Here is a 22721-nt window from a genome sequence, read left to right on the forward strand (position 1 = left end):
CTCCACCGCCTCGCGGTCCCCCTCCCCCGTTTGGCTTCGCTCACAGGGGAGGATCATCAATGACCCGCGCCGACCGCATTGCGGCCCTGCACCGGGCTGCAAAAGAACGCATCCTCGTCCTCGACGGCGCCTGGGGCGTGATGATCCAGCGTAGCGAGTTGTCGGAAGCGGATTTCCGCGGCGAGCGGTTCATCGATCACGTCGGCCAGATGAAGGGCAATAACGACATCCTGTGCCTGACGCGCCCCGACGTCATCGCCGGCCTGCACGACCAGTATTTCGCCGCTGGCGCCGACATCTCGGAGACCAACACCTTCTCGGCCACCGTCATCGCCCAGGACGACTATCACCTCGACGAACAGGCGGTGTGGGACATCAATCTCGAAGGCGCGAAACTGGCCCGCGCGGCCGCCGACCGCTGGACGGAGAAGCAGCCGTCGAAGCCGCGCTTTGCCGCAGGCTCCATCGGGCCGCTGAACAAGATGCTGTCGATGTCGTCGGACGTGAACGATCCCGGCGCGCGTCTGGTGACCTTCGACCAGGTCTATGACGCCTATCGCCATCAGGTGAAGGCGCTGAACGAGGGCGGGGTCGACCTGTATCTGATCGAGACCATCACCGACACGCTGAACTGCAAGGCGGCGATCAAGGCCATCAAGGACCTCGAGGACGAGGGCATGGAGGCCCTGCCGATCTGGATCAGCGGCACCATCACCGACCGCTCGGGCCGGACCCTGTCGGGGCAGACGGCCGAGGCCTTCTGGAACAGCGTGCGCCACGCCAGACCCTTCGCCGTCGGTTTCAACTGCGCGCTCGGGGCCGATTTGATGCGGCCCTTCATCGCCGAGCTGTCGCGCGTGGCCGACACCCTGGTCGCCGCCTATCCCAATGCCGGCCTGCCCAACGCCATGGGCCAGTATGACGAGCAGCCGCACGAGACCGCCCACTTCCTCGAGGAATGGGCCCGGTCGGGGCTGGTCAACATCGTCGGCGGCTGCTGCGGCACGACCCCCGACCATATCCGCCACACCGCCGAGGCGGTGGCGAAGCTGCCGACGCGCGAGATTCCGGAACGGGCGGTGGCCATGCGGCTGGCGGGGCTGGAACCCTTTGAGCTGGTGGCGTGATGGGTACCTGGGGACTCGCTGCTTTCGAGAACGACGACGCGGTCGACCTTGGATACGAAATCGAGGAAGGGGGCTGGACCGTCGCGACCAGGGCGATGGCGAAGGTAATCCTGAAATTCGGCTATCTGGAAGCGCCCGACAGCCAGAGAGGCGTTGCCGCCGCGACGCTCGTCGCCGCCAAGCGGAGACCGGATGTCGTAGACCTCTCTCCAGAGGTGGCGATCCTGCGTGATCTATTACCGCCGCCCCCTCCGTTTTCGGCACAGCTCGCAAGGTTGACGCTCAACAGGGTGATGAGGCGGTCGGAGTTGCAGGAACTCTGGGCCGAAAGCCCGGAACTCGACGAGTGGCGAGCAGAGACCAGCAAGGGTTTACAGGCTCTCTGATGCGTCCCACCTTCATCAATGTCGGCGAGCGGACCAATGTCACCGGCTCGGCCAAATTCCGGAAGCTGATCGTCGCGGGTGACTATGCGGCGGCACTGGATGTGGCCCGTCAGCAGGTCGAGGCGGGCGCGGCCATCATCGACGTCAATATGGACGAGGGCCTGCTGGACGGCGCCGCCGCCATGCGGACCTTCCTCAACCTGATCGCGGCCGAGCCCGACATCGCCCGCGTGCCGGTGATGATCGACAGCTCCAAGTGGGAGGTGATCGAGGCGGGGCTGAAATGCGTCCAGGGCAAGCCCATCGTGAACTCGATCTCGATGAAGGCGGGCGAGGCCGAGTTCCGCGAACAGGCGGTCAAATGCCTGCGCTACGGCGCCGCCGTGGTGGTCATGGCCTTCGACGAGGTCGGCCAGGCCGACACCGCCGCGCGCAAGATCGAGATCTGCACCCGCGCCTACAACATCCTGGTCAACGAGGTCGGTTTCCCGCCCGAGGACATCATCTTCGATCCCAACATCTTCGCCGTGGCGACGGGGATCGAGGAACACGACAACTATGCCGTCGACTTCATCGAGGCTGCGCGAGTTATCAAAGCCACGCTCCCATATGCGCGCGTCTCCGGCGGGGTCTCAAACGTCAGCTTCAGCTTCCGCGGCAATGAGCCGGTGCGCCGGGCGATCCATTCGGTCTTCTTGTACCACGCCATCCAGGCGGGCATGGACATGGGCATCGTCAACGCGGGCGACCTGCCGGTCTATGACACGCTCGACCCTGTGCTGCGCGAGGCGGTCGAGGACGTGATCCTGAACCGGCCGCAGCGGACCAATGTGTCCAACACCGAGCGGCTGGTCGACCTCGCCCCGAACTACAAGGGCGACAAGGGCGCGGCGCGGGTCGTCGATCTGAAATGGCGCGACCAGCCGGTCGGCAAGCGGATCGAACACGCCCTGGTCAACGGCATCACCGACTATATCGACGCCGACACCGAGGAGGCGCGCCTGTCGTTCGACCGGCCGCTGCACGTCATCGAAGGCCCGCTGATGGACGGGATGAATGTGGTCGGCGACCTGTTCGGCTCGGGCAAGATGTTCCTGCCGCAGGTGGTAAAGTCGGCGCGGGTGATGAAGCAGGCCGTGGCCTGGCTGGAGCCCTACATGGAGGCGGAGAAGGCCGGCAAGCCGCGCGAGCAGGCGGGCCGCATCCTGATGGCCACGGTCAAGGGCGACGTCCACGATATCGGCAAGAACATCGTCGGCGTCGTGCTCCAGTGTAACAACTATGAGGTCATCGACCTGGGCGTCATGGTCCCGGCCGACCGGATCCTCGACGCCGCCGTCGAGCACAAGGTCGATATCGTCGGCCTGTCGGGCCTGATCACGCCGTCGCTGGACGAGATGGTGTTCGTGGCCTCGGAAATGGAGCGGCGCGGGTTCGACATTCCGCTGCTGATCGGCGGGGCGACGACCAGCCGGACCCATACGGCGGTCAAGATCGAGCCGGCCTATCACCGCGGGTCGACCACCTATGTCATCGACGCCAGTCGTGCCGTCGGCGTGGTCTTGGGCCTGTTGTCGAAGGACGAACGGGCGAGGAACGAGGCGCTGACCCGCGACGAATACGTCCGCATCCGCGAGCAATATGCCCGCAGCCAGGACACCAAGGCGCGCACCTCGATCACCGACGCCAGGGCCAATCGCTGGCGGGCCGAGGCGGATGCCCCCTTGCCCGGCGCACCGTCATTCATCGGTATACGGACGTTCGACGCCTGGGACCTGTCCGATCTGGCCGACCATATCGACTGGACGCCCTTCTTCGCCAGCTGGGAGCTGATCGGGCGCTATCCGCTGATCCTTGAGGACGAGTTCGTCGGCGAGGCCGCGCGCGACCTGTTCGCCGACGCCAAGGCGATGCTGAAGCGGATCATCGACGAGCGCTGGTTCACGGCAAGGGGCGTGGTCGGCTTCTGGCCGGCCCGGGCCGAGGGCGACGACATCGTGGTCTTCACCGACGAAGGCCGAAGCGACGAACTGGCCCGGTTCCACACCCTGCGCCAGCAGATCAAGAAGTCGAACGGCAAGCCCAATCTGGCCCTGTCCGACTTCGTCGCCGAGACCGGCCAGGACTATATCGGCGCCTTTGCCGTGACGGCGGGCCATGGCGAGCTGGAGATCGCCAAACGGTTCAGGGACGCCGGCGACGACTATTCCGCCATTCTGGCCACCGCGCTGGCCGACCGGCTGGCCGAAGCCTTTGCCGAGGCCCTGCATCGCAAGGTGCGAACCGAGCTGTGGGGCTATGCGGCCGATGAGGCCCTGGACGTCGACGCCCTGATCGCCGAGCAATATCAGGGCATTCGCCCCGCCCCCGGCTATCCCGCCCAGCCGGATCACACCGAAAAGGCGACTTTGTTCCGTATACTGAATGCTGAGCAGAATGCGGGCATGGCGCTGACGGAAAGCTATGCCATGACGCCGCCGGCCTCGGTCTCCGGCCTCTATTTCGGGCACCCGGGCAGCCACTATTTCGGGGTCGGCAAGATCGACCGCGATCAGGTCGAGGACTATGCCCGACGCAAGGGTTGGGATGTGGCCATGGCCGAACGCTGGCTGGCCCCGATCCTCAACTACCAGCCGGAGCGCAGAGCGCGCAGCGACGCGGCTTGAGCCCTACTCGGTCGCAGCGGCCGGTGGTTCCAACCCGACGTCCGCCAGGGTGGCGGGCGGCGTGGTGATGTTCTCGCGGATGCGGCGGGCGGCGTGCTCACACCTGCCGGGCAGGCCGAAGAACAGGCCGAAGGTCTCATCCCGGGCAGTCAGATCCTGCTCCATCATGCGGGACCAGCGGGCACGGACACCCGAGGCGGCGGTCTCGGCAATTTCAAGCGTCTCTGGGCTCTGCCGCGGGCCGGCGACCTCGAGTGCGCGGCTGAATTTGCGCTCTTCGGCGCGGCCCAGCTCGATCAACTCCAGATCCAATTCGTCGTCGGTGTTCAGGCTTTCGCCCAGCGCCACATGGCCGCTGACCATGGCCTCGCACCAGGCCACCAGCGGATAGTCGGCGGTCGGCGCGCCCGGCGGCAGCGGGTTGGAATAGGCCACCGCCTCCCACATGCGCTCGGTGTTCTGGGAGGCGAAGACGGCGTCAGTGCCGCCCGTGCGGATGACCGCGTCCTGGGCCGCGGCCGTGCCCGCCAGGCCGATCGCCATGGCGGTTCCGAGAAGAAGCGTACGAACAGTCATCGAAATCCTGAAGTCTGAGGGAGGCAGCCCCTGAATGCGTGGGCCAGCGTCACGGTTCAACCGGGCATTTTGACGGCGGTTCCCGGCTACGCGCAAAGAAAAGGGCGGCGAACCCGAAGGTCCGCCGCCCCAGTCTTGTATCTGGCTTACCGTTTAGAAGCGGTAGGCCATGCTCAGACGCACGCCGCGCGGGGCCTGATAGGCCGTCGGGCGACCGAAGTTCGGGTCGGGCGTCGAGGCGTCCAGATCACCGAATTCGTTGTAGTCGGTCTCGGCTTCGAAGCCGAAGACGTTGAACACATCGGCACGCAGAACCAGGGAGTCACCGGGAATGGTGAAGACTTCCGACAGGTTGTACGCGAACGTCAGGTCCAGGTTCTTGGTCCAGTCGCTTTCGAAGACCGAGCCGCGCGGCGTGGCCACGCCCTGACAGAACCACGACGCCGGGCCGTAAAGCGAGGCGAAGAAGTCGGTCGGGTGAACCCCCTGACAGCCGAACTTGCGCGGCGACTGAATGATCAGGTTGGCCCCGATGTTCAGCGCCGGCGTCACCTGCCAGTTACCGAACGCCTTGAAGCTGTGCGCGCGGTGGTTCGGCAGGAAGCCGTAGGAGTTGTCGGTCAGGCCGGGCTGGTCGAAGTCCTGCGACAGGCCGGGGTCGACCTGGCCGTTGTCGGACTTCAGGGCCCCTTCGTAGTTGCCTTCGCTTTCCGACCAGACGTAGCTGAACCGGGCGCCCCAGATGCCGTCGAAGGATTTCTCCATCGAGACTTCCACGGCCTTGTAGGTCCGCTCGGGCTCCGGATAGTTCAGCTGGTCGGCCGTCAGGGTGATTTGGCGGTCGGCCGTGATCGCCCCGCCGGTGGCGCGCGACAGGTCGGCACCCGACAGGGTGATGACCATGTCCTCACCCGGGTTGGTCAGGACGTACTGGTGGAAGCCGTACCACACCGAATAGCACTGGGTGTAGGTCAGGTCCGTCGCGACGTTGTCGCAATAGTCCAGAACGGCGGCGTCGATGGCGACGTCGTCGATGGCCGTGCCCAGTTCACGATAGGTGCCTTTGACGCCCAGGGTCCAGCCGTCCCACATCTGCTGTTCGTAGCCGAGGATGAACTCGTCAACGTACATCGGATCGATTTCAGCATCGACCGAGGTGTTGGTGGCCTTGAGCGTTCCGTCACCGAAGTTGGCGCCACTGACGAAGGTGCCGAGGATCGGCTCATCCGTGGTGTCGTGGATACCGTCGGCGTTGGTGTCGTTCGGGCCACCGCTCAGGTCCAGCATCCAGCGATCCTGGATAAAGAACTCGGCGCCAGCCAGACGCTGGTTGGTGTTCACGGCCACCGGGAGGAAGTAGCGGCCATAGAAGCCGAACAGCTTGGACGTACGGTCGCCCGTGACGTCATAGGTGAAGCCCAGACGCGGAGCCCACTGATCCTGCAGGTCGATGAAGGCCACGCCGGCGAGGTTTTCGTTCTCGAAGCCCTCGTTACGCACGCCCAGGTTCAGGGTCAGCTGATCGGTCACCTGCCAGGAGTCCTGCAGGTAGTAGGCGTTCTGCGTCGACTTCCAGCCACCGTCGTTGTCATAGGCGCGGATACGCACGCGGGTGGGCTGGCCACCGACGAGACGCTCATAGCGATACCAGATACCACCCGTCACCTGACCGGTACAGGCGATGGTCGGAGTGATGCCGCCCGGGCGGCAGTAGTTGTAGCCGGAACCCGAATAGTCGAGCGCCTGGTAGGACTCCAGCTTCTCCTGGTCGATACCGAAGCGGAAGTGGTGAGCACCATAGAAGTCGGCATAGATGTCGACATCAGCGCGCAGGATGGTGCGCTCGTCCTCGTTGACCGAAGGCTGGCCCACACCCCAGATACCGCGACGCGGGAAGCCCGGGTTCTGATCGGTGATCAGGGCCCCGGCGTCGCCCGGCGAGGAGTTGTACTCGTTGTACTCGTTGACGCCGTAGGCGAGCGAGGTCGTCAGCCAGTCGGTCCAGATGCCGGTATAACGGGCAACCCAGTTCGATCCGCCAAACTCGAAGGTCGAGGGCGTGAACTGACCCACATAGTCGCCATTGGCATCGACGAAGATGTTGCTGGTTTCCTGGGTCTGCTCATCCGAGAAGTAGGTGAACTCAACGCGGTGATCGTCATTGATCAGATAGTCGATCTTGGCGCCGTAGAACGGATCGTTCGACGTCACCCGGGTGCCGTTGGCGCCCGCACCGAAGTCCGGATCGGTGGTCGGGGCTCCGATATTGACGAATTCACGGTCGCGGAAATTCACCAGACCGAAGATGAACAGGCGGTCGCGGATGATCGGGCCGCCGAAGTCGAAGATGATGTCGGAGGTTTCGACTTCATCGAAGCGGTTCTGGGCCAGATAGGTGTCCGGCGAGTCCGAACGCAGCGCATCGGGTTCCCAGTAGGCGGTGATGCCGAATTCCCACTCGTTTCCGCCCGACTTGGTCGTGCCGTTCAGCACGCCGCCGGTGCCGCGACCGAATTCCGACGAATAGCCGCCGGTCTTGGTTTCCAGCGTCTGGTAGAATTCGAACGGAACGGTCGAGGAACCCGTGAAGTCACGGAATTTCGTGATGTTCAGGCCGTTGATGAAGTAGGTGTTTTCACCGGCCGAAGCGCCGCCGATGGTCGGGATGCCGCCGAAGGCGTTATCCGAGGCCGTCACGCCCGGAGCCAGCAGGGCCACAGCGCCGGCATCGCGGGCGATCGGCACATTGCGCGACAGCTCTTCAACGTTGACGGTCAGGCCGGTGGTGGTGGCGTCGAAGTCGGACACGGCGGTCCGAACGCCGACGACGACGATGTCATCGACGGTCGAGGCACCCGAGGCGCTACCGACGGTGAAGACCACCGAGGTGGTGCCGCCCGAGCCGACCGAAATGACGTCGGACAGCGAGGAGAAGCCCGGCGCCGTGATGGTCGCCGTGTAGCGGCCTTGCGGCAGGGCGATGGCGCGGAACGAACCGGAAGCGTCGGTCGTGTAGGTGCGGGTGAAGCCTTGCGACACCGATTGCAGCGTCACGGTGGCGCCGGCGACCGGCGTCTGCGACTGCGTTTCAACGGTGCCGGAAACGGCGCCCTGCACCAGGTCCTGGGCCATGGCGGTGCTGGGAGCCAGCAGGCCGACGGCCGGGGCCGCCACAAGCGCCATGAGGGCGGTACCGCCGATCATGGTCGAGTGCAGCAAGCGTTGGCGAATGGTCTGGGTTTTCAAACTGTGGTCCTCCTGTGGCCGAGACGAAGTTCCCGTAGGTCCCCCGCGTCCCGACAACCATTATCCGTGCGCCCCAATGCACACAGACTGTTTGCCACCGTAGACCCGCATCTTCGGTCGCGCACGACAATTACAGGTCGGTAACCCAATCGTCGCCACATTGTCGCAATCAGGCCACAGTGTTTTTAAATTGCTGATATTTCGCATGATTTTAGAATGCCCTCGTGTCATCAATGGCGAAGACACCGGTGTCACGCCTCATGCGCGAAACCGCAGTTCGGACCCTGTGCATCGGCTTTCGTGGGCTATTCCAGACAAGGGATGGTCTGCCGTGGCGACCTGAGTCGCCTTGCTGCTACCGCGTTAACGGCTGATCGCCACGCGGCTGGCGTAGGGCACGGGCTCGGGTGTGCATGACGCCACCACCAGCTGGCTCGCCATGATACAGATGACGGCCAACATCACCGGCAAGAGCCGATTTGAAACATCCAGAGCCAGGGTTCGGGCCATGACGCGCACTCCACAGAGGGTTTACGAGACCTTAACGCAATCTCCGGGCCAGCTCCGGGGCCAGCCCGCGTGACCGCCGCGCCCATTCCCTTCGTCCGTGACTTCACGCCCCTGTACGGACAGGTCGAGCGCCTGACGCCGCGCATCCGGCGGGTGCTGGCCAACAATCCCGGCCCCTTCACCTTTGCGGGGACAGGCACGTTTCTGGTCGGCGACGCCGACGCGGTGGCCGTCATCGATCCGGGCCCGGCGGACGACGCCCATCTGTCCGCCCTGCTGCAGGCCGTAGAGGGTCAGACCGTCACCCATGTGCTGGTCACCCATGGCCATGCCGATCACCTGCCGCTGGCCCGCCCCTTCGCCGAGGCGGTCGGGGCACCGGTTCTGGCCCACCCCGCCCTGTCGGCGGATCAGGATCTGACCGACGGCGACCGGATCACCGGCGACGGCTGGACGCTGGACGTTCTGGCCACGCCCGGCCACGCGCCCGAGCATCTGGCCTTTGCCCTGCGCGAGGAGAATGCCCTGTTCAGCGGAGATCATGTGATGGGCTGGTCGACCAGTGTGGTCTCGCCGCCCGAGGGCGACATGGACGCCTATCTGGACAGTCTGGACCGGGTGATGGCGGCCGGGTTCGACACGCTGTGGCCCACACACGGCGGGCCGGTGACCGCCCCCCTGCCCTTCCTGAAGGCGCTGAAGGCCCATCGGCTGGGCCGGGACGACCAGGTGCTGGAAGCATTGGCGAAGGGGCCATCGTCTGCGTTGGCGATGGTGCCCGCCCTCTATGCGGCCGTGGACCAGCGCCTGTGGCCGGCGGCGGCCCAGTCCCTGCTGGCGCATCTGATCCGGCTGGAGCGACGGGGGGACGTAGAGGCGAACGGGGTGCCGTCGGCCACCACCGTCTATCAGCTACGCGGTTGAAGTTCCGCCACGATCCGGGCGAGGAGGCGGCAGGTCTCGCCGCCCTGGGGCCGTTGATCGCGGGGGGCGACCCGCACATCCGTCTGGCCGGGGCGAATGCGGATGGTGACGTCATGCCTGCGCAGGAACCAGAGCCCTTCGTGGGTGCCCTCAACTTGGAACAGGGAGGATGGCAGGGGTGTAAAGCCTGCGCGCTGCAAGGCCGCGGTCGCATCCTCGGCGCGGACTTGGGAGGGGATGGAGACGACCCCGGGACATGACGTGCTGCGCAGGGTCTGCTCCGGCACTGCTTCAGAGGCGGCCCTCGCAGCCGTCAGCCGGGCCGAAAAGCCGGGCGGATCATCTGCATTCGTAGAGACGCTGCGCGGCGAGGGCTGGGTCATCGAGTACCCGACAGCATGCCGGTCGTAGAGCCATACGCCTCCGCCAACCATGGCTAAGGCAACCAGCCCGACAATCCAGCCCATTACGCCGGTGCGCCGCGCCCGCCACAACAGCAGCAGGGCGCAGATCGCGCCCAGACCCAGCAGCCACGGTGCGACCGTGACGCCCAGCAGGTCGAGCGCGACATCAAGGCCCCACCAGCCGAAGCGCAGGCCGAAGACGCCGATGAACACGACCAGGGGCGCCGACAGCACGCCGGCGACCAAGGCCAGCGTCACCCAGCCGCCTGGGCCCCGCCGCGCCATCGGATCAGCCCTGCGCCGTCGGCAGGACGTAGTCCTTCATTCGCTCGCGCACGAGCTTCTTGTCGATCTTGCCGGTGGCGCCCAGCGGGATGTCGTCGACGAACACCACATCGTCGGGCATCCACCATTTGGCGATCTTGCCCTGCAGGAAATCCAGATGCTCCTGCTTGTTCTCGGTCTCGCCGGGCTTGAGCTTGATCACCAGCACCGGACGTTCGTCCCACTTGGGATGGGCCGCGCCGATCACGGCCGCCAGTTCGACCTTGGGATGGCCGACCGAGATGTTCTCGATGTCGATCGAACTGATCCACTCGCCACCCGACTTGATCACATCCTTGGCCCGGTCGGTGATCTGCATGAAGCCGTAGCTGTCGATGGTCGAGACGTCGCCGGTGTCGAAAAAGCCCTCGTTGTCGAGAATTTTGCCGCCCTCGTCCTTGAAATAGCCCCCGGCAATGGTCGGGCCGCGGACCATCAGGCGCCCATAGGTCTTGCCGTCGTGCGGCATTTCCTGACCGGCGTAGTTCTTGAGCTTCAGTTCGACGCCCAGCGGCGGCATGCCCTGTTTGATGCGCCACTTCATCTGCTCATCGTACGGCAGGGCAGAAAGCTCTGGCGTCAGCCGCGACAGGGTGCCGACCGGCGAGGTCTCGGTCATGCCCCAGCCCTGGAAGACCTCGACGCCGAACTCGTCGTTGAAGGCGCGGATCAGGCTTTCCGGTACGGCCGAGCCGCCGATCAGGACCTTCTTGACCGTCGACAGCTTCAGCGAATTCTCGCGCATATAGGCCAGCAGCCCCTGCCACACGGTCGGCACGGCGGCCGAGAATGTGACCTTTTCGGACTCGAGCAGTTCGTAGATCGACGCACCGTCCATCTGGGCGCCGGGCATGACCAGCTTCGAGCCGGCCGCAGGGCCCGAGAAGGCGATGCCCCAGGCGTTGGCGTGGAACATGGGCACCACCGGCAGGATCACCTCGTCCGGCGTGGCGCCCATAATGGTGGCCTGCAGGGTGACCAGGGTGTGCAGGAAATTCGACCGGTGCGAATACAGCACCCCCTTCGGGTTCCCTGTCGTGCCCGAGGTGTAGCAGAGCCCGCAGGCCGTCTGTTCTTCAAAGCCGCCCCATTCAACATCCTCGGAGGATTCCTCGAGCAGTTGCTCGTAGCATTCGGCCCGGGGCAGCTTGGTCGCCGGCATGTTCCACTGGTCGGTCATGACAACCACCCGCTCGACGGTCGGACAGTGGGGCAGGATGGCTTCCAGCAGCGGTACAAAGGTCAGGTCGACGAAGATGATCCGGTCTTCGGCGTGATTGATGATGTAGATCAGCTGTTCCGGAAACAGGCGCGGATTGAGGGTGTGGCAGACCGCGCCGATGCCCATGATGCCATACCAAGCCTCGATGTGACGGCCGGTATTCCAGGCCAGGGTGGCGACCCGGTCGCCGACCTTGACGTCCCAGCTTTTCAGGACGTTAGAGACGCGTTTGGCCCGACCGTGGATTTCACCATAGGTGGAGCGCACGATCGGCCCTTCGACCGAGCGGGTCACGACCTCGCGCTGGGGATGCCAGTTCTTCGCGTGATCGAGGATCTTGTCGACCGTCAGCGGCCAGTCCTGCATCAATCCGAGCATCGGTTTCCTCTCCGAAATTCATGGGTCTGGCCGACGTTGCCCGCGGCACTTGCCGGCAAGCTATCGGCGGCGTGAGGGATAGGCAACGTGACGCAACGTCAGGGGGAGCGACTTTCTGTGCCCCGGACGCGTCGCTTTCGGCTAGTTTGGGCACAAACCTTCCCCGATCTGGCCGACAGGACCCTTCCATGACCCTCGCCCGCACCGCCCTTACCCTCGCTGCCCTGCTGGCCCTTGGCGCCTGTGACAGCATGACCGGGGCGCCCTCGCCTGCCCCGGCGACGGAACCGGAAGCCACGCCTTCCGGGCAGGACGCCGCCGAGGCCGCGCAGGGTGGACTGGCGCTCGAGGGCGAGGGCCTGCGGGCCTTCACCGCGCAAGGCTCGGCCCGGGCCCTGCCCTTCGGCATGTCGCAGGACATGGTCCTGAACGCCGTCTCGACCCTGCTGGGCACCGAAACGCCCCAGGTGACCACCAACAGTGAGTGCGGAGCCGGCCCGACGCAGTTCGCCGAATATCCGAACGGCCTGCAGCTGGCCTTTCAGGACGACAAATTCGCCGGCTGGTTCCTCGACGAGGCCAGTCTGACCACTGCAGATGGCGTCGGTGTGGGCTCCAGCCGGACCGACCTTCAGTCCGCACGGGTCGTGGAAATGATCCCGGACTCGACGCTCGGCACCGAGTTCTCGAGTGGCGATCTGGGCGGCATGCTGTCATCCGAGGGGCCGGATGCCATGGTCGAAACCCTGTACGCCGGCCTGACCTGCTTCTTCCGCTAGAGCCGATCCATGGCCATTCTGATCGCCATCACCGGCGGCTCGGGCTCGGGCAAGAGCACCCTGGCCGAGGCCCTGATCCGGCACCTGCCGGAGGGGGTCGCAGCCCTGGTGCGCGAGGATTCCTATTATCGGGACGCCGCCTCCTTGCCCGACTTTGACGCGGCGACCTTTGATTTCGACGACGTGTCCGCCCGAGACCATGATCTGCTGCATCGCCACCTCAGCGCGCTGAAGGCGGGGCAGCCGGTCGAGGCGCCGGTCTATTCCTTTGTCACCCACGGGCGTGAACCGGGGGGCGAGCCCGTGCCCGCCGCCGATGTGATCGTGATCGAGGGCACCCACCTGCTGTGCACCCCGGCGCTGGTCCAGCTGTTCGACATCCGGGTATTCGTGGACACGCCGTCGGACATCCGCTTCATCCGGCGATTGTTGCGCGACCAGGTCGAGCGTGGTCGCACGGCGCAGTCGGTCATTGACCAGTATCTGCTGACGGTCCGCCCGGGGCACGAGCGGTTGACGGAACCGGCCAAGGTACATGCCGACTTCATCGTGGCCGATGCGACTGCCGCCGTCGTGCTGACCGACCCGCAGTCGGTGGACCGGCTGGTGGCCCCGGTGCTGACCCATCCGCTGCTGGAGCGGTGGCTGGGGTGAGGTCGGGTAACGTCGGTCGAGTTTAATCTTGCGAGACGGCGTTATCCACGCCACCCTTCGTGCTCATGAGTCTGCCCCAACCCGCCCGGCCTGAGCCGGCCACCTTCTTCCAAGTTGACAGTGAGGACCCCCGGCGCCGCAATGTGCTGGCCGAGGCCCGACGCCAGTTCATGGCCCAGGGGTTCGCCGCGACGCGAGTCGAGCCGATCGCCCGCGAGGCCGGGGTTTCGACCGCCACCCTCTATACCTTCTTTCCCTCAAAGGCCGAGCTGTTCCACGCCGTCATTGAGGACGCCTCAAACGAATTCGCTCGCCAGATCAGCCATGTCCGAGCTGTCGACGGTCCCGCGCGCTGCCAGTTGATCCGGTTTGCTGAAGCCTATGCCGCCTTCATGAGTGATCCGCTGGTCCGGTCCGTCTTCCGGCTGGTCATGGCCGAGCGTCCGCGCTTCCAGGCCATGGCCAGCCATTTCTTCGAGCGCGGCAAGGCCCAGATCGGAGCGTCCCTGCTCGAGGCCATCGTGGCGCTCGACGCACGCGGGGAGCTGGTTTGCGACAAACCGTCGTGGGCCGCCGGCCAGTTGATGGGAATGGTCGAGCACCCGGTCTTCTTCGTCCCCCTGGTCACCGGTGACTCCGTCCAGGTCACGCGTTCGCACGCCCGCATCGCCGCAGATGCCGTAGAGACCTTCCTCGCCCGGTACGGCGGACCCAATCTGGACCCGGCAGCGCCCGACATCGGTGGCTGATCCTCAGGGATAGAGCCGCTGCGTCTGCCAGGGCGAGTCTGCGTCATCCCGGTGAAGCCGCAGCCGATCATGCAGGCGGAAGGGGCGATCCCGCCAGAACTCGACCTGTACCGGCACCAGCCGCCAGCCGGTCCAGCCCTCGGGGCGCGGCACGTCCTGACCCTCGAAGCGCGCGGTCTCACGTGCCACGGCGGCCTCCAGTTCGGTACGGTCCGCCAGAGGCCGGGACTGGGCCGAGGCCCAGGCCCCGATCCGGCTTTCGCGGGCGCGGCTGGCGAAATAGGCATCGGCTTCTGCCGCGCTGACCGGCTCGACAGTTCCCCTGAGGCGCACCTGACGCCGCAGCGACTTCCAGTGGAACAGCAGGGCCGCCTGCGGCTGACCCTCCAATTGCTGACCCTTGTCGCTTTCCCGGTTAGAATAGAAGGTCAGGCCTTCGGCGCTGACATCTTTCAGCAGCACCATCCGGCAGTCGGGCAGCCCGTCGGCATCGACGGTCGCCAGCGCCATGGCGTTTGAGTCGTTGATCTCATGCGCCCCGGCATCGGCCAGCCACCGTTCCAGCAGGGCTAACGGCTCGTCACAGGCAAAGTCCGCCTCATCGCTGTTGGCGGCAAGTGCTGCGGCATAATCGCGGGCATATTCCTCACGCGACGGGCTGGGCGGGATAACGGGCGTGCTCATGCGCCACTCTCTAGCGCCGCCCGCGCCAGTTCGCGAGAGCCAGCGTCACGATTAACCCGGCATTGACCCTGTTCGTGGCTTTTGGTCGCAATGAGCGGCCCCGACACCTCCCTTTTGACCTATCGCCAGGCGCTGGCGGTGCTGGGCCTGCCCGGCCTGGTCGATCACGAGACGACGCGTCAGGCCTTCCTGCGGGCGGTCAAGGCGGCGCGTCCCGACCATCCCGCGGGGGACGCCGAGCGGTTCCGCGAGGTCATTGCCGCCTGGCACGTCATTCAGGCCGAAGGGCCGGCCCTCCCGGCCCTGGCGCCGCCGATGCGCCGCAGCGCTCCTCTGCCGACCTTGTCCATCGATCCGATGCTGGCACTGAACGGCGGGCCGGTTACGACCCGCCACCGGGGACGCACCTTTCGCTTGACCCTGCCTGCGGGCCTCAGGGCGGGCGAGCATGTGCGGCTGAAGGGCGCTGGCCGCGACGACAGCGATCTGTTTCTGGCCGTCCGCATCCGGGCAGCCCATGGCCTGTCGGTGCTCGGCGACGACCTGTTCATGCAGGCGGAGGTTTCCCCCCGGGTGCTTCAGGACGGCGGCCGCGTCGAGGTGATGACCCACGCCGGACCACGCAATGCCTGGGTCGTCGCTGGGCTTGAGCCGCCGGTGCGTCTGCGCCTCAAGGGACTGGGTCTGCCCGCCCGGGGTCGTCACGGTCAGGGGCATTTGTTCATCACCCTGATGCCCGCCGAGGAAGCCCCCTCTGCCGCCGAACATCTGCTCGACCGCTTCGCCCGGGTCTGGACGACACCGCGTCTCGCGGCCTAAGGCCAGAGGGCCATGTCCCACAACAGCTTCGGCCATCTGTTTCGCGTGACCACCTGGGGCGAAAGCCACGGGCCGGCCATCGGCTGTGTCATCGACGGCTGCCCGTCGCGGATCCCGCTGACCGAGGCCGACATCCAGCCGTGGCTGGACCAGAGGAAGCCCGGAGGCAGCCGCTTCGTCACCCAGCGGCGCGAGAGCGACACGGTCCGCATCCTGTCCGGCACTTTTGATGACGGAGATGGCCCGGTCACCACCGGCACCCCGATCAGCCTGATGATCGACAATGAGGATGCGCGCTCAAAGGACTATGGCGAGATCGCCCGCGCCTATCGCCCCGGCCACGCAGACTATGTCTATCAGGCCAAATACGGCGTGCGCGACCATCGCGGCGGGGGCCGCTCCAGCGCGCGCGAGACCGCCCTGCGCGTGGCGGCGGGCGCTGTCGCCCGCCTGATCCTTGGCTCGGACATCGCCATCCGCGCGGGAGTGGTCCAGATCGGGCCGCACCGCATTCCCGATGACGCGCTCGACTTCGACGCAGTGCAGGACAATCCGCTGTTCGCGGCCTCCACCGAGGTCGTCCAGCCGTGGTCCGACTATCTGGACGGCATCCGCAAGGCCGGATCCTCGATCGGGGCCGTGGTGGCGCTCGAGGTCACGGGCGTGCCGGTCGGCTGGGGCGCGCCGCTCTATGCCAAGCTGGATGCCGAACTGGCCGCGGCCCTGATGTCGATCAATGCCGCCAAGGGGGTCGAGATCGGCGCCGGGTTCGCCTCGGCCGAACTATCGGGCGAGGACAATGCCGACGAGATGCGACTGAGCCCTGACGGACTGCCGGTCTTCATGTCGAACAAGGCGGGCGGCATTCTGGGCGGCATCTCGACCGGCCAGCCGATTACGGCGCGAGTGGCGTTCAAGCCGACCTCCTCGATCCTGACGCCGCGCCGCACCATCACCCGCGACGGCACCGAGACCGAACTGCGCACCAAGGGCCGCCACGACCCCTGCGTCGCCCTGCGCGCCGTGCCTGTGGTCGAGGCCATGGCCGCCTGCGTCCTGGCCGACGCCATGATGCGGCACCGGGGGCAGATGGGTGGCTAGGCTCGGCATTTCGCGCGTCAGAGCGGAAACGCGACCTCCACAACCAGCCCGGTCGGCTCCCATTTGCGACTGAAGGTGCCGTTCAGCTGGCGCACGACACTGGCTTTGAGCGATGAGCCGAAGCCCTCGCGCGTGGGCGCGGTGACAGGCGGGCCGCCGGACTCGCGCCACACCAGCGTCACCTGACGCGCGTCCAGCGTCCAGGTGACCGAGACACGGCCCACGCCACTGCTACAGGCCCCGTACTTATTGGCATTGGTCGCCAATTCGTGAAGCAGCATGCTGATCGGCTGGACCTGCTCGGGCGAAAGCTCGACCTCAGGACCCTTCACCTCCACACTGTCTTTGGGACAGAGCGCTTCAATCTCCTCGCGGACCACGTCCTCGAGACGCCCGCCTTCCCATTTGCGGCTGGCCAGGGACGCCTGGGCTCGCGCCAGGGCGCTGATGCGCCCGACCAGCGCATGTTTGTAGGTTTCAAGATCATCAGCGCGCGTAAGACGCGTGAGCGACTGCACGATCGAAAGGACATTGCGCGCCCGGTGGTCGACTTCGTGCATCAGAAGTTTGCGCGCTTCCTCCCTGCGCTTCTCCTCGCTGATGTCCCGCGCCTCGATCACGGTGCCGATGACGTTCGCCTCGTCGTCGCGGATCGGACTGGCGGTAAAGGCAACCGGATAGAAGGAGCCGTCCTTATGGACAAAGACCTCCTCGCCCTGCGTTCCGGCCTTTTCGGGGAAAGCACGGTCGATGGCGCACTCCGAGAGCGGAAACGGCGAGCCATCCGGACGGGTGTGGTGGATCACATCGTGCAGCGGGCGTCCGGTCGTTTCATGGAAAGCATATCCCGTGAGCTTCTCCGCCGCCCGGTTCATGAACACACAGTGCTGCCGCTCATCCATCAGAAAAACGGACATGGTTGTATTGCTGAGGATGCCATCGAGCCGTCTGGCCGTGTCCCTGAGTTCGGACTCGATGCGACGGTAGTCTGTCGTGTCCTGGATCGCCGCATAGTAAACGGCATCATCACCATCGACGAACAACTGCAGCTTCACAGCGACATTGTAATCCGTTCCATCTTTCCGCCGGTGAACGGTGTCAAAGTCCAGCCTTTCGACTTTCCCCGCCTGAAGCGGCTCAATCAGGGCGAGGAAGGCGTCGCGGCCAATGACCGGCTTGATATCCCACGGCGTCAGACCGGCCAGCTCTTCGATGCTGTATCCCAGATTATCCCGGGCACCCTTGTTCACAAGCCGGAACCGGAAATCCTCTGCGCCGAATATATAGACCTCGCTCGCGGCTCCCTCGACGATGCGGCCAAGACGTTCACTCGTCATACCTGCGGAGTTTGGCATGCTGGGAAACTGTCGCTCCGACGGGAAAAGTGATGAGTACCCGTATATAACCGCCAAACGTGTGGCAATGATCCTGACACGCCGTAGGCGGGGCCCCTTTTCGTCACCGGCACAGTTACCTATATAGCGGCCGAACCGGCGCGGGCTGACCCCCGTTCCACCCTCAGGGAGACCGCATCATGATCGACGTCCGACCCTTCAACAGTCTCGGCGGGGCCGACCACGGCTGGCTGAAGGCCCGCCACCACTTCTCGTTCGCGAACTATTATGACCCGGCCCGCATGAGCTGGGGCCGGCTGCGTGTCTGGAACGATGACGAGATCGCCGCGCAATCGGGCTTTCCGCCCCACCCCCACGCGGACATGGAAATCATCACCTATGTCCGGACCGGGGCCATCACCCATGAGGACTCCATGGGCAATCGCGGTCGCACCGGCGCGGGCGACGTCCAGGTGATGAGCGCGGGCACCGGCGTGCGTCACTCGGAGTTCAACCTCGAGGACGAGACCACCACCCTGTTCCAGATCTGGATCGAGACCGACAAACCCGGCGCCAAACCCGGCTGGGGCATGAAACCTTTCCCCAGGTCGGACCGGACCGGCAAATTCCAGGTGCTGGCCTCGGGCGATCCGGACGACGGCGCGCTGGACATCAATGCCGACGCGCGCGTGCTGGGCGCGACGCTCAAGGCCGGCGAAAGCCTGACCTATGACCTGGCCGAGGGCCGGCGTGCCTATCTGGTGCCGGCCGTAGGGTCCATCGACGTCAACGGCACAGTCCTCAATGCCCGCGACGGCGCAGGGATCAAGGACGAGCCCACCATCACGGTGACCGCCCACGAGGACGCCGAACTGGTCATGGTCGACAGCCGCTAGCCGGAAGACGCTAGCCCCGGCGTCAGGCCTTGTTCATCATTGGCCGGTAACCCTGATCCCGACCTCGGGGAGAACCGGCCAATGATCCGTTCCACATCGCGTTTGATCTCGCTTGCGGCCGTGCTCGGTGCATCCCTGATGCTTCAGGGCTGTCTGGTGGGCGCTGTCGTCGGCACGGGCGCTGCCGTGGTCGGCGGCACGGTCAAGGCGACCGGGGCCGTGCTGGGCGCCGGTGTCGACGCCGTCACGACCTCGGACGAAGAAACCCGTCTGAAGCGCGAGCGGGAACAGCGGGATTATGAGCGCGAGCAACGCCGCTGCGAACAGCGCCGCGCCTCGGGCCGCGACTGCTAGAGCGTCAGCACGCACCGCTCGTTGATGGTCGGCCGGGCCACCTGGATGCGACACAAGCCCGGCCACTCCGGCTTCATCCGGTTGGCGAACCACAGGCACAGGTTCTCCAGGCTGGGCATTTCCAGCCCCGGCTTTTCATTGAGCAGGCCGTGGTCCAGCTCTTCCGCCGCCGCCTTCAACGCCCGGTCCAGCGCACCGAGGTCCGCGACCCAGCCATGCTCGGCATCCAGCGTCTCGGACCGCACCGTGGCTTCGACCGTGAAGGAGTGGCCATGCACCCGGCGATAGATGCTGCCCTCCGGCTCGTTCGGGAAATGGTGAGCCGCGTCGAAGGTGGCCTGTTTGGTGATCTCGAAAGTGGGCATCAACGCACGCCGATATATTTGTGGGTCTGGACGCTCAGGCGCCACTTGGGATGGGTCAGGCAATAGTCAAAGGCCGCCGCCGTGTTGGCCAGGACGTCCGGACCATCCATCGGCTGCAGCCAGAACCGTTCAAAGGCCAGGTCCTCGAACCGTTCGGGCCGGGCCGTGTCCTGCGGATAGACCAGTTTCAGCTCCTGGCCCGTCGTCTGGATCACCGGGGCATCGGCCTTGGGGCTGACGCAAATCCAGTCGATGCCCTCGGGGGCCGCGATCGTGCCATTGGTCTCGACCGCAATCTCAAAGCCGCGCGCGTGCAGGGCCGCGATCAGGGCACCGTCCAGCTGCAAAAGGGGCTCGCCCCCGGTGCAGACGACCAGCGGCCGCCCGCCCTGCCCCGTCCAGAACCCGGCGACGTGGTCGGCCAGGGTCCCGGCCATCGCAAACTTGCCGCCGCCATCGCCATCGGTGCCGACAAAGTCCGTATCGCAGAAGCTGCAGACCGCGGTCGCGCGATCCTGCTCGCGCCCGCTCCACAGATTACAGCCGGCAAAGCGCAGGAAGACGGCCACACGCCCCGCCTGTCCGCCCTCGCCCTGCACCGTCAGAAAGGTCTCCTTGACCGAATAGGTCATGCGGCCACCCATTCGGAATGGCCGCGCGCGCGCAGCTCGCACGCCGGACAGGTGCCACAACCATAGCCCCAGACATGTCGCTCCGACCGGTCGCCCCGGTAACAGGTGTGGCTGGCCTCAAGGATCAGCTCGACCAGCGGCTCGCCGCCGATCCGGTGCGCCAGCGCCCAGGTCCCGGCCTTGGTCAGGGCCATCAGCGGCGTCTCGATCCGCACCGGCTGATCCAGACCCAGCGACAGGGCCCGTTCCATGGCGTCGATCGTCTCGCGGCGACAGTCGGGATAGCCCGAGAAGTCCGTCTCGCACATGCCCCCGACCAGCACGTCCAGTCCACGCCGGTCGGCCAGCGCGGCCGCCACGCTCAGGAACACCAGGTTGCGCCCCGGGACGAAGGTGGTCGGCAGGCCCCGCGCGTCCATCTCCATGGCCCGGTCGGCCGTCAGGGCGCTCTCGGCGATGGCGCCATAGCCGGTCAGGTCGACGACATGGTCCTCGCCCAGACGGTCCGCCCCTTCCGGCAGGGCGGCGCGCATGCCGTCGCGCACCGCAAGCCGGGCCTGCATTTCTACCGCATGGCGCTGGCCATAGTCGAAGCCCACCGTCTCGACGCGCGCATACCGCTCCATCGCCCAGGCCAGGCAGGTCGCACTGTCCTGCCCGCCCGAGAACAGGACGAGGGCCGAAGCGGCGGGCTGTGGGTCGAAAGCGCTCATGACAAATCTGCGGTCGGCCGTCTGGCCGCGCGCATGCGAAAAAGCCCGTAAAGGCGGGAGAGGCGCCTCATACACCCGCGGCGGGATCGATGCAAAAGCGTCGAGAATGCGGCAGGAAAACCGAAGTTTCCCGCGTTTACCAATCTGCAAATGGTTGTCGGTTAAGCCTCACATCCAGTCGAGGGAGTATCGGTCAGTTATGCCGACGATCGAAAAGCTGACCGAAAGGGCCACACCGGTCCCGCCCGAGACGCTCGGAGCGGCGATCTTTGCCCACTTCAAGGATTTTCCGGACGCGCTTGTGATACCGGTGGTCAAGGATGACCGGCCCGTGGGCCTGATCGAGCGCAATGCCTTTCTGCTCAAGGTCGCGGGCCCCTTTGGCCATGCGCTGTACGGCAACCGCCCCATCACCGAACTGATGGACGACGAGCCCTCGGTGGTCGAGGCCGGGGTCCGCATCGACAGCTTCTGCGACGCCATGCTGAGCTCGGGGCCCGGCGCCCTGACCCGGGGCTTTATTGTCACCCGCAAGGGCAAATACTGGGGCATCGGCACGGTCATCTCGCTGCTGAAGGCCATCAATGACGACCAGCGCCGCCAGAATGCCGAGCTGACCGAACAGGCCCGGATGCTGTCCGACACCCGCACCCAGGCTCTGTCCGCAGCGCGCGCCAAGAGCCAGTTCCTGTCGATCATGAGCCATGAACTGCGCACACCGCTGAACGGCGTGCTGGCAGTGGCCGAACTGCTGCGTCGACAGCCGCTGAATGCGGCGGCCCAGTCCCACGTCCAGACCATCGTCGACTCGTCGGAAGTCCTGCTGCAAATCCTGCAGGACGCCCTCGACCTGTCGCGCGCCGAGGCCGGCGAGCTGGACATCAATCTGCAGCCCACGCCGCTCCGCGCCCTGATGGACGATGTCGCCGCCATGTGGGAGCCGCGCGCCTCACAGGACAATGTCCATCTGGTCGTCAGCTATGAGGGCGACACCGAACTGGCCGCGAAGATTGACCCGGTCCGTATCAAGCAGATCTTCAACAACCTGATCGGCAATGCGCTGAAGTTTGCCCGCAATGGCATGGTCGAGGCCGGGCTGAAGGCCTGGATCGAGGGCGACCGCGTCGTCATGCAGGCACGTGTCCGCGACGATGGCCCGGGTGTCCCCGCAGACCGGGTCGATGTGATCTTCGAGCCCTTTGTGCACGGCTCCGGCCCCGACGGTGCGGGTCTGGGTCTGGCCATCTGTCGCCAGATCATGGACCGGCTGGACGGACGCATCTGGGCCGAGAACAACCCGGGCCGGGGCGCGACCTTTGCGTTCGACATCTCGGCCGAGCGTGCCGAGCGGCCCGTCGAGGCCGACAGCAATGTCTCGGACATGGTCGAATCCGACATGATCGCCAATCCGCATATCCTGATCGTCGACGACAACGCCACCAATCGCGTGGTCGCCCAGGCCCTGTGCGAAATGTTCGGCTGCACGTCCGAGACGGCCGACGACGGCATGGAGGCGCTGGACGCCATCAAGGAACGCGACTTCGATCTGGTCCTGATGGACATCAAGATGCCGCGTATGGACGGGCTTCAGGCCACCCAGGCGATCCGCAAGCTCAAAGGACCGATGCGCGATGTGCCGATCATCGCCCTGACGGCCAATGCCGACCCCGAGGACGCCCGTCGCTACATCGCGTCCGGCATGGCCGCCGTTGTCGAAAAGCCGATCAAGCCCGAGCGCCTGCGCCACGCCATGAACGCGGCTCTGTCCGCGCCCCAGGTCGAGGACGAGGCGATGGCGGACGGACCCCAGGTCGCCGCAGGCTGAGTTCGAAGACGCGCTCCGCCATTTGCAGGCATCGTTCGGCGCGATAAGCACGG

General features: G+C 65.8%; 21 protein-coding genes. 12 read left to right on the plus strand and 9 right to left on the minus strand.

Features of this window, described 5'->3' with window-relative positions:
- Positions 1-59: 59 nt before the first annotated feature.
- The 3 genes from EG854_RS00555 to metH are packed head-to-tail and all read left to right on the plus strand — an operon-like array spanning position 60 to position 4179.
- Positions 60-1127, plus strand: coding sequence for a homocysteine S-methyltransferase family protein (locus EG854_RS00555; RefSeq protein ID WP_123285788.1), 1068 nt, complete (start codon positions 60-62; stop codon positions 1125-1127).
- The gene (locus EG854_RS00560; protein ID WP_123285789.1) at positions 1127-1513 is read left to right on the plus strand and encodes a DUF4259 domain-containing protein; all 387 of its coding nucleotides are present in this window, start codon (positions 1127-1129) and stop codon (positions 1511-1513) included. Before EG854_RS00555 ends, EG854_RS00560 begins: the two co-directional genes overlap by 1 nt.
- Positions 1513-4179 (plus strand): methionine synthase, encoded by a 2667-nt coding sequence (metH, locus tag EG854_RS00565; protein WP_123285790.1) that lies wholly within the window; start codon positions 1513-1515, stop codon positions 4177-4179. The genes EG854_RS00560 and metH overlap by 1 nt, the downstream gene beginning before the upstream one ends.
- A gap of 3 nt (positions 4180-4182) precedes the next feature.
- Here metH and EG854_RS00570 read toward each other — a convergent pair whose 3' ends face one another.
- Together EG854_RS00570 and EG854_RS00575 are read right to left on the minus strand one after the other, a co-directional pair.
- Complete coding sequence (locus EG854_RS00570) at positions 4183-4755, minus strand: hypothetical protein (protein ID WP_241153063.1); 573 nt, start codon at positions 4753-4755, stop codon at positions 4183-4185.
- A gap of 153 nt (positions 4756-4908) precedes the next feature.
- On the minus strand, positions 4909-8001 hold the full coding sequence (locus EG854_RS00575) for a TonB-dependent receptor (protein WP_164461740.1): 3093 nt from the start codon (positions 7999-8001) through the stop codon (positions 4909-4911).
- 579 nt (positions 8002-8580) lie between these two features.
- Here EG854_RS00575 and EG854_RS00580 point away from each other — a divergent pair.
- The gene (locus EG854_RS00580) at positions 8581-9435 is read left to right on the plus strand and encodes an MBL fold metallo-hydrolase (protein WP_241153064.1); all 855 of its coding nucleotides are present in this window, start codon (positions 8581-8583) and stop codon (positions 9433-9435) included.
- Here the strand turns inward: EG854_RS00580 and EG854_RS00585 are convergent.
- Positions 9420-10097 (minus strand): DUF1499 domain-containing protein, encoded by a 678-nt coding sequence (locus tag EG854_RS00585; protein WP_164461742.1) that lies wholly within the window; start codon positions 10095-10097, stop codon positions 9420-9422. The genes EG854_RS00580 and EG854_RS00585 overlap by 16 nt on opposite strands.
- 31 nt (positions 10098-10128) lie before the next feature.
- Positions 10129-11763 (minus strand): long-chain-fatty-acid--CoA ligase, encoded by a 1635-nt coding sequence (locus EG854_RS00590; RefSeq protein ID WP_123285794.1) that lies wholly within the window; start codon positions 11761-11763, stop codon positions 10129-10131.
- Between the two features lie 188 nt (positions 11764-11951).
- Between EG854_RS00590 and EG854_RS00595 the strand changes: the two genes are divergently transcribed.
- The 3 genes from EG854_RS00595 to EG854_RS00605 all read left to right on the plus strand — a co-directional run bounded on the left by EG854_RS00595 (position 11952) and on the right by EG854_RS00605 (position 13945).
- Complete coding sequence (locus EG854_RS00595) at positions 11952-12542, plus strand: aspartate-semialdehyde dehydrogenase (protein ID WP_123285795.1); 591 nt, start codon at positions 11952-11954, stop codon at positions 12540-12542.
- A gap of 9 nt (positions 12543-12551) precedes the next feature.
- Positions 12552-13196, plus strand: a complete 645-nt coding sequence (gene udk, locus EG854_RS00600) for a uridine kinase (RefSeq protein WP_123285796.1) — start codon at positions 12552-12554, stop codon at positions 13194-13196.
- A 65-nt stretch (positions 13197-13261) separates the two neighbouring features.
- Positions 13262-13945 carry a TetR/AcrR family transcriptional regulator gene (locus tag EG854_RS00605; RefSeq protein ID WP_123285797.1) on the plus strand — a complete coding sequence of 228 codons (684 nt, stop codon included), beginning with the start codon at positions 13262-13264 and terminating at the stop codon, positions 13943-13945.
- Positions 13946-13948: 3 nt separating this feature from the next.
- On the opposite strand, the gene pdxH is transcribed toward EG854_RS00605, so the two are convergent.
- A complete protein-coding gene (gene pdxH, locus EG854_RS00610) occupies positions 13949-14629 on the minus strand; it encodes a pyridoxamine 5'-phosphate oxidase (protein WP_123285798.1) in 681 nt (226 codons plus the stop codon).
- 90 nt (positions 14630-14719) lie between these two features.
- Here pdxH and EG854_RS00615 point away from each other — a divergent pair, with 90 nt between their 5' ends.
- Positions 14720-15448, plus strand: a complete 729-nt coding sequence (locus EG854_RS00615) for a DnaJ C-terminal domain-containing protein (RefSeq protein ID WP_123285799.1) — start codon at positions 14720-14722, stop codon at positions 15446-15448.
- A 12-nt stretch (positions 15449-15460) separates the two neighbouring features.
- Positions 15461-16549, plus strand: coding sequence for a chorismate synthase (aroC, locus tag EG854_RS00620; RefSeq protein WP_123285800.1), 1089 nt, complete (start codon positions 15461-15463; stop codon positions 16547-16549).
- 17 nt (positions 16550-16566) lie between these two features.
- On the opposite strand, the gene EG854_RS00625 is transcribed toward aroC, so the two are convergent.
- Complete coding sequence (locus EG854_RS00625; RefSeq protein ID WP_241153065.1) at positions 16567-17886, minus strand: PAS domain S-box protein; 1320 nt, start codon at positions 17884-17886, stop codon at positions 16567-16569.
- Between the two features lie 197 nt (positions 17887-18083).
- Between EG854_RS00625 and EG854_RS00630 the strand changes: the two genes are divergently transcribed.
- Together EG854_RS00630 and EG854_RS00635 are read left to right on the plus strand one after the other, a co-directional pair.
- Entirely contained in the window at positions 18084-18779 is a 696-nt protein-coding gene (locus tag EG854_RS00630) for a pirin family protein (protein ID WP_123285802.1), read from the plus strand.
- Positions 18780-18860: 81 nt separating this feature from the next.
- The gene (locus EG854_RS00635; protein ID WP_123285803.1) at positions 18861-19133 is read left to right on the plus strand and encodes a hypothetical protein; all 273 of its coding nucleotides are present in this window, start codon (positions 18861-18863) and stop codon (positions 19131-19133) included.
- On the opposite strand, the gene EG854_RS00640 is transcribed toward EG854_RS00635, so the two are convergent.
- From EG854_RS00640 to queC, 3 genes are read right to left on the minus strand one after another with little or no spacing between them, the layout of a single operon-like run.
- Positions 19130-19501, minus strand: coding sequence for a 6-pyruvoyl trahydropterin synthase family protein (locus EG854_RS00640; protein WP_164461744.1), 372 nt, complete (start codon positions 19499-19501; stop codon positions 19130-19132). The genes EG854_RS00635 and EG854_RS00640 overlap by 4 nt on opposite strands.
- Positions 19498-20130 (minus strand): 7-carboxy-7-deazaguanine synthase, encoded by a 633-nt coding sequence (queE, locus tag EG854_RS00645; RefSeq protein WP_123285805.1) that lies wholly within the window; start codon positions 20128-20130, stop codon positions 19498-19500. Before queE ends, EG854_RS00640 begins: the two co-directional genes overlap by 4 nt.
- The gene (gene queC, locus EG854_RS00650; protein WP_123285806.1) at positions 20127-20843 is read right to left on the minus strand and encodes a 7-cyano-7-deazaguanine synthase QueC; all 717 of its coding nucleotides are present in this window, start codon (positions 20841-20843) and stop codon (positions 20127-20129) included. The genes queE and queC overlap by 4 nt, the downstream gene beginning before the upstream one ends.
- Positions 20844-21042: 199 nt before the next feature.
- Here queC and EG854_RS00655 point away from each other — a divergent pair, with 199 nt between their 5' ends.
- Positions 21043-22668: a response regulator gene (locus EG854_RS00655; RefSeq protein WP_123285807.1), complete on the plus strand. Its 1626-nt coding sequence runs from the start codon at positions 21043-21045 to the stop codon at positions 22666-22668.
- The last annotated feature ends 53 nt before the right edge of the window (positions 22669-22721 follow it).

The sequence above is a fragment of the Brevundimonas halotolerans genome (genome assembly GCF_003730275.1).
GTDB classification, from domain to species: Bacteria; Pseudomonadota; Alphaproteobacteria; order Caulobacterales; family Caulobacteraceae; genus Brevundimonas; species Brevundimonas halotolerans.

Coding starts and splice junctions, on each gene's coding strand:
- EG854_RS00625 (WP_241153065.1), bottom strand. CDS start 17,886: ATGACGAGTGAACGTCTTGGCCGCATCGTCGAGGGAGCCGCGAGCGAG.
- udk (WP_123285796.1), top strand. CDS start 12,552: ATGGCCATTCTGATCGCCATCACCGGCGGCTCGGGCTCGGGCAAGAGC.
- EG854_RS00590 (WP_123285794.1), bottom strand. CDS start 11,763: ATGCTCGGATTGATGCAGGACTGGCCGCTGACGGTCGACAAGATCCTC.
- queC (WP_123285806.1), bottom strand. CDS start 20,843: ATGAGCGCTTTCGACCCACAGCCCGCCGCTTCGGCCCTCGTCCTGTTC.
- EG854_RS00570 (WP_241153063.1), bottom strand. CDS start 4,755: ATGACTGTTCGTACGCTTCTTCTCGGAACCGCCATGGCGATCGGCCTG.
- EG854_RS00655 (WP_123285807.1), top strand. CDS start 21,043: ATGCCGACGATCGAAAAGCTGACCGAAAGGGCCACACCGGTCCCGCCC.
- aroC (WP_123285800.1), top strand. CDS start 15,461: ATGTCCCACAACAGCTTCGGCCATCTGTTTCGCGTGACCACCTGGGGC.
- queE (WP_123285805.1), bottom strand. CDS start 20,130: ATGACCTATTCGGTCAAGGAGACCTTTCTGACGGTGCAGGGCGAGGGC.
- EG854_RS00615 (WP_123285799.1), top strand. CDS start 14,720: ATGAGCGGCCCCGACACCTCCCTTTTGACCTATCGCCAGGCGCTGGCG.
- EG854_RS00635 (WP_123285803.1), top strand. CDS start 18,861: ATGATCCGTTCCACATCGCGTTTGATCTCGCTTGCGGCCGTGCTCGGT.
- EG854_RS00605 (WP_123285797.1), top strand. CDS start 13,262: ATGAGTCTGCCCCAACCCGCCCGGCCTGAGCCGGCCACCTTCTTCCAA.
- pdxH (WP_123285798.1), bottom strand. CDS start 14,629: ATGAGCACGCCCGTTATCCCGCCCAGCCCGTCGCGTGAGGAATATGCC.
- EG854_RS00595 (WP_123285795.1), top strand. CDS start 11,952: ATGACCCTCGCCCGCACCGCCCTTACCCTCGCTGCCCTGCTGGCCCTT.
- metH (WP_123285790.1), top strand. CDS start 1,513: ATGCGTCCCACCTTCATCAATGTCGGCGAGCGGACCAATGTCACCGGC.
- EG854_RS00555 (WP_123285788.1), top strand. CDS start 60: ATGACCCGCGCCGACCGCATTGCGGCCCTGCACCGGGCTGCAAAAGAA.
- EG854_RS00630 (WP_123285802.1), top strand. CDS start 18,084: ATGATCGACGTCCGACCCTTCAACAGTCTCGGCGGGGCCGACCACGGC.
- EG854_RS00560 (WP_123285789.1), top strand. CDS start 1,127: ATGGGTACCTGGGGACTCGCTGCTTTCGAGAACGACGACGCGGTCGAC.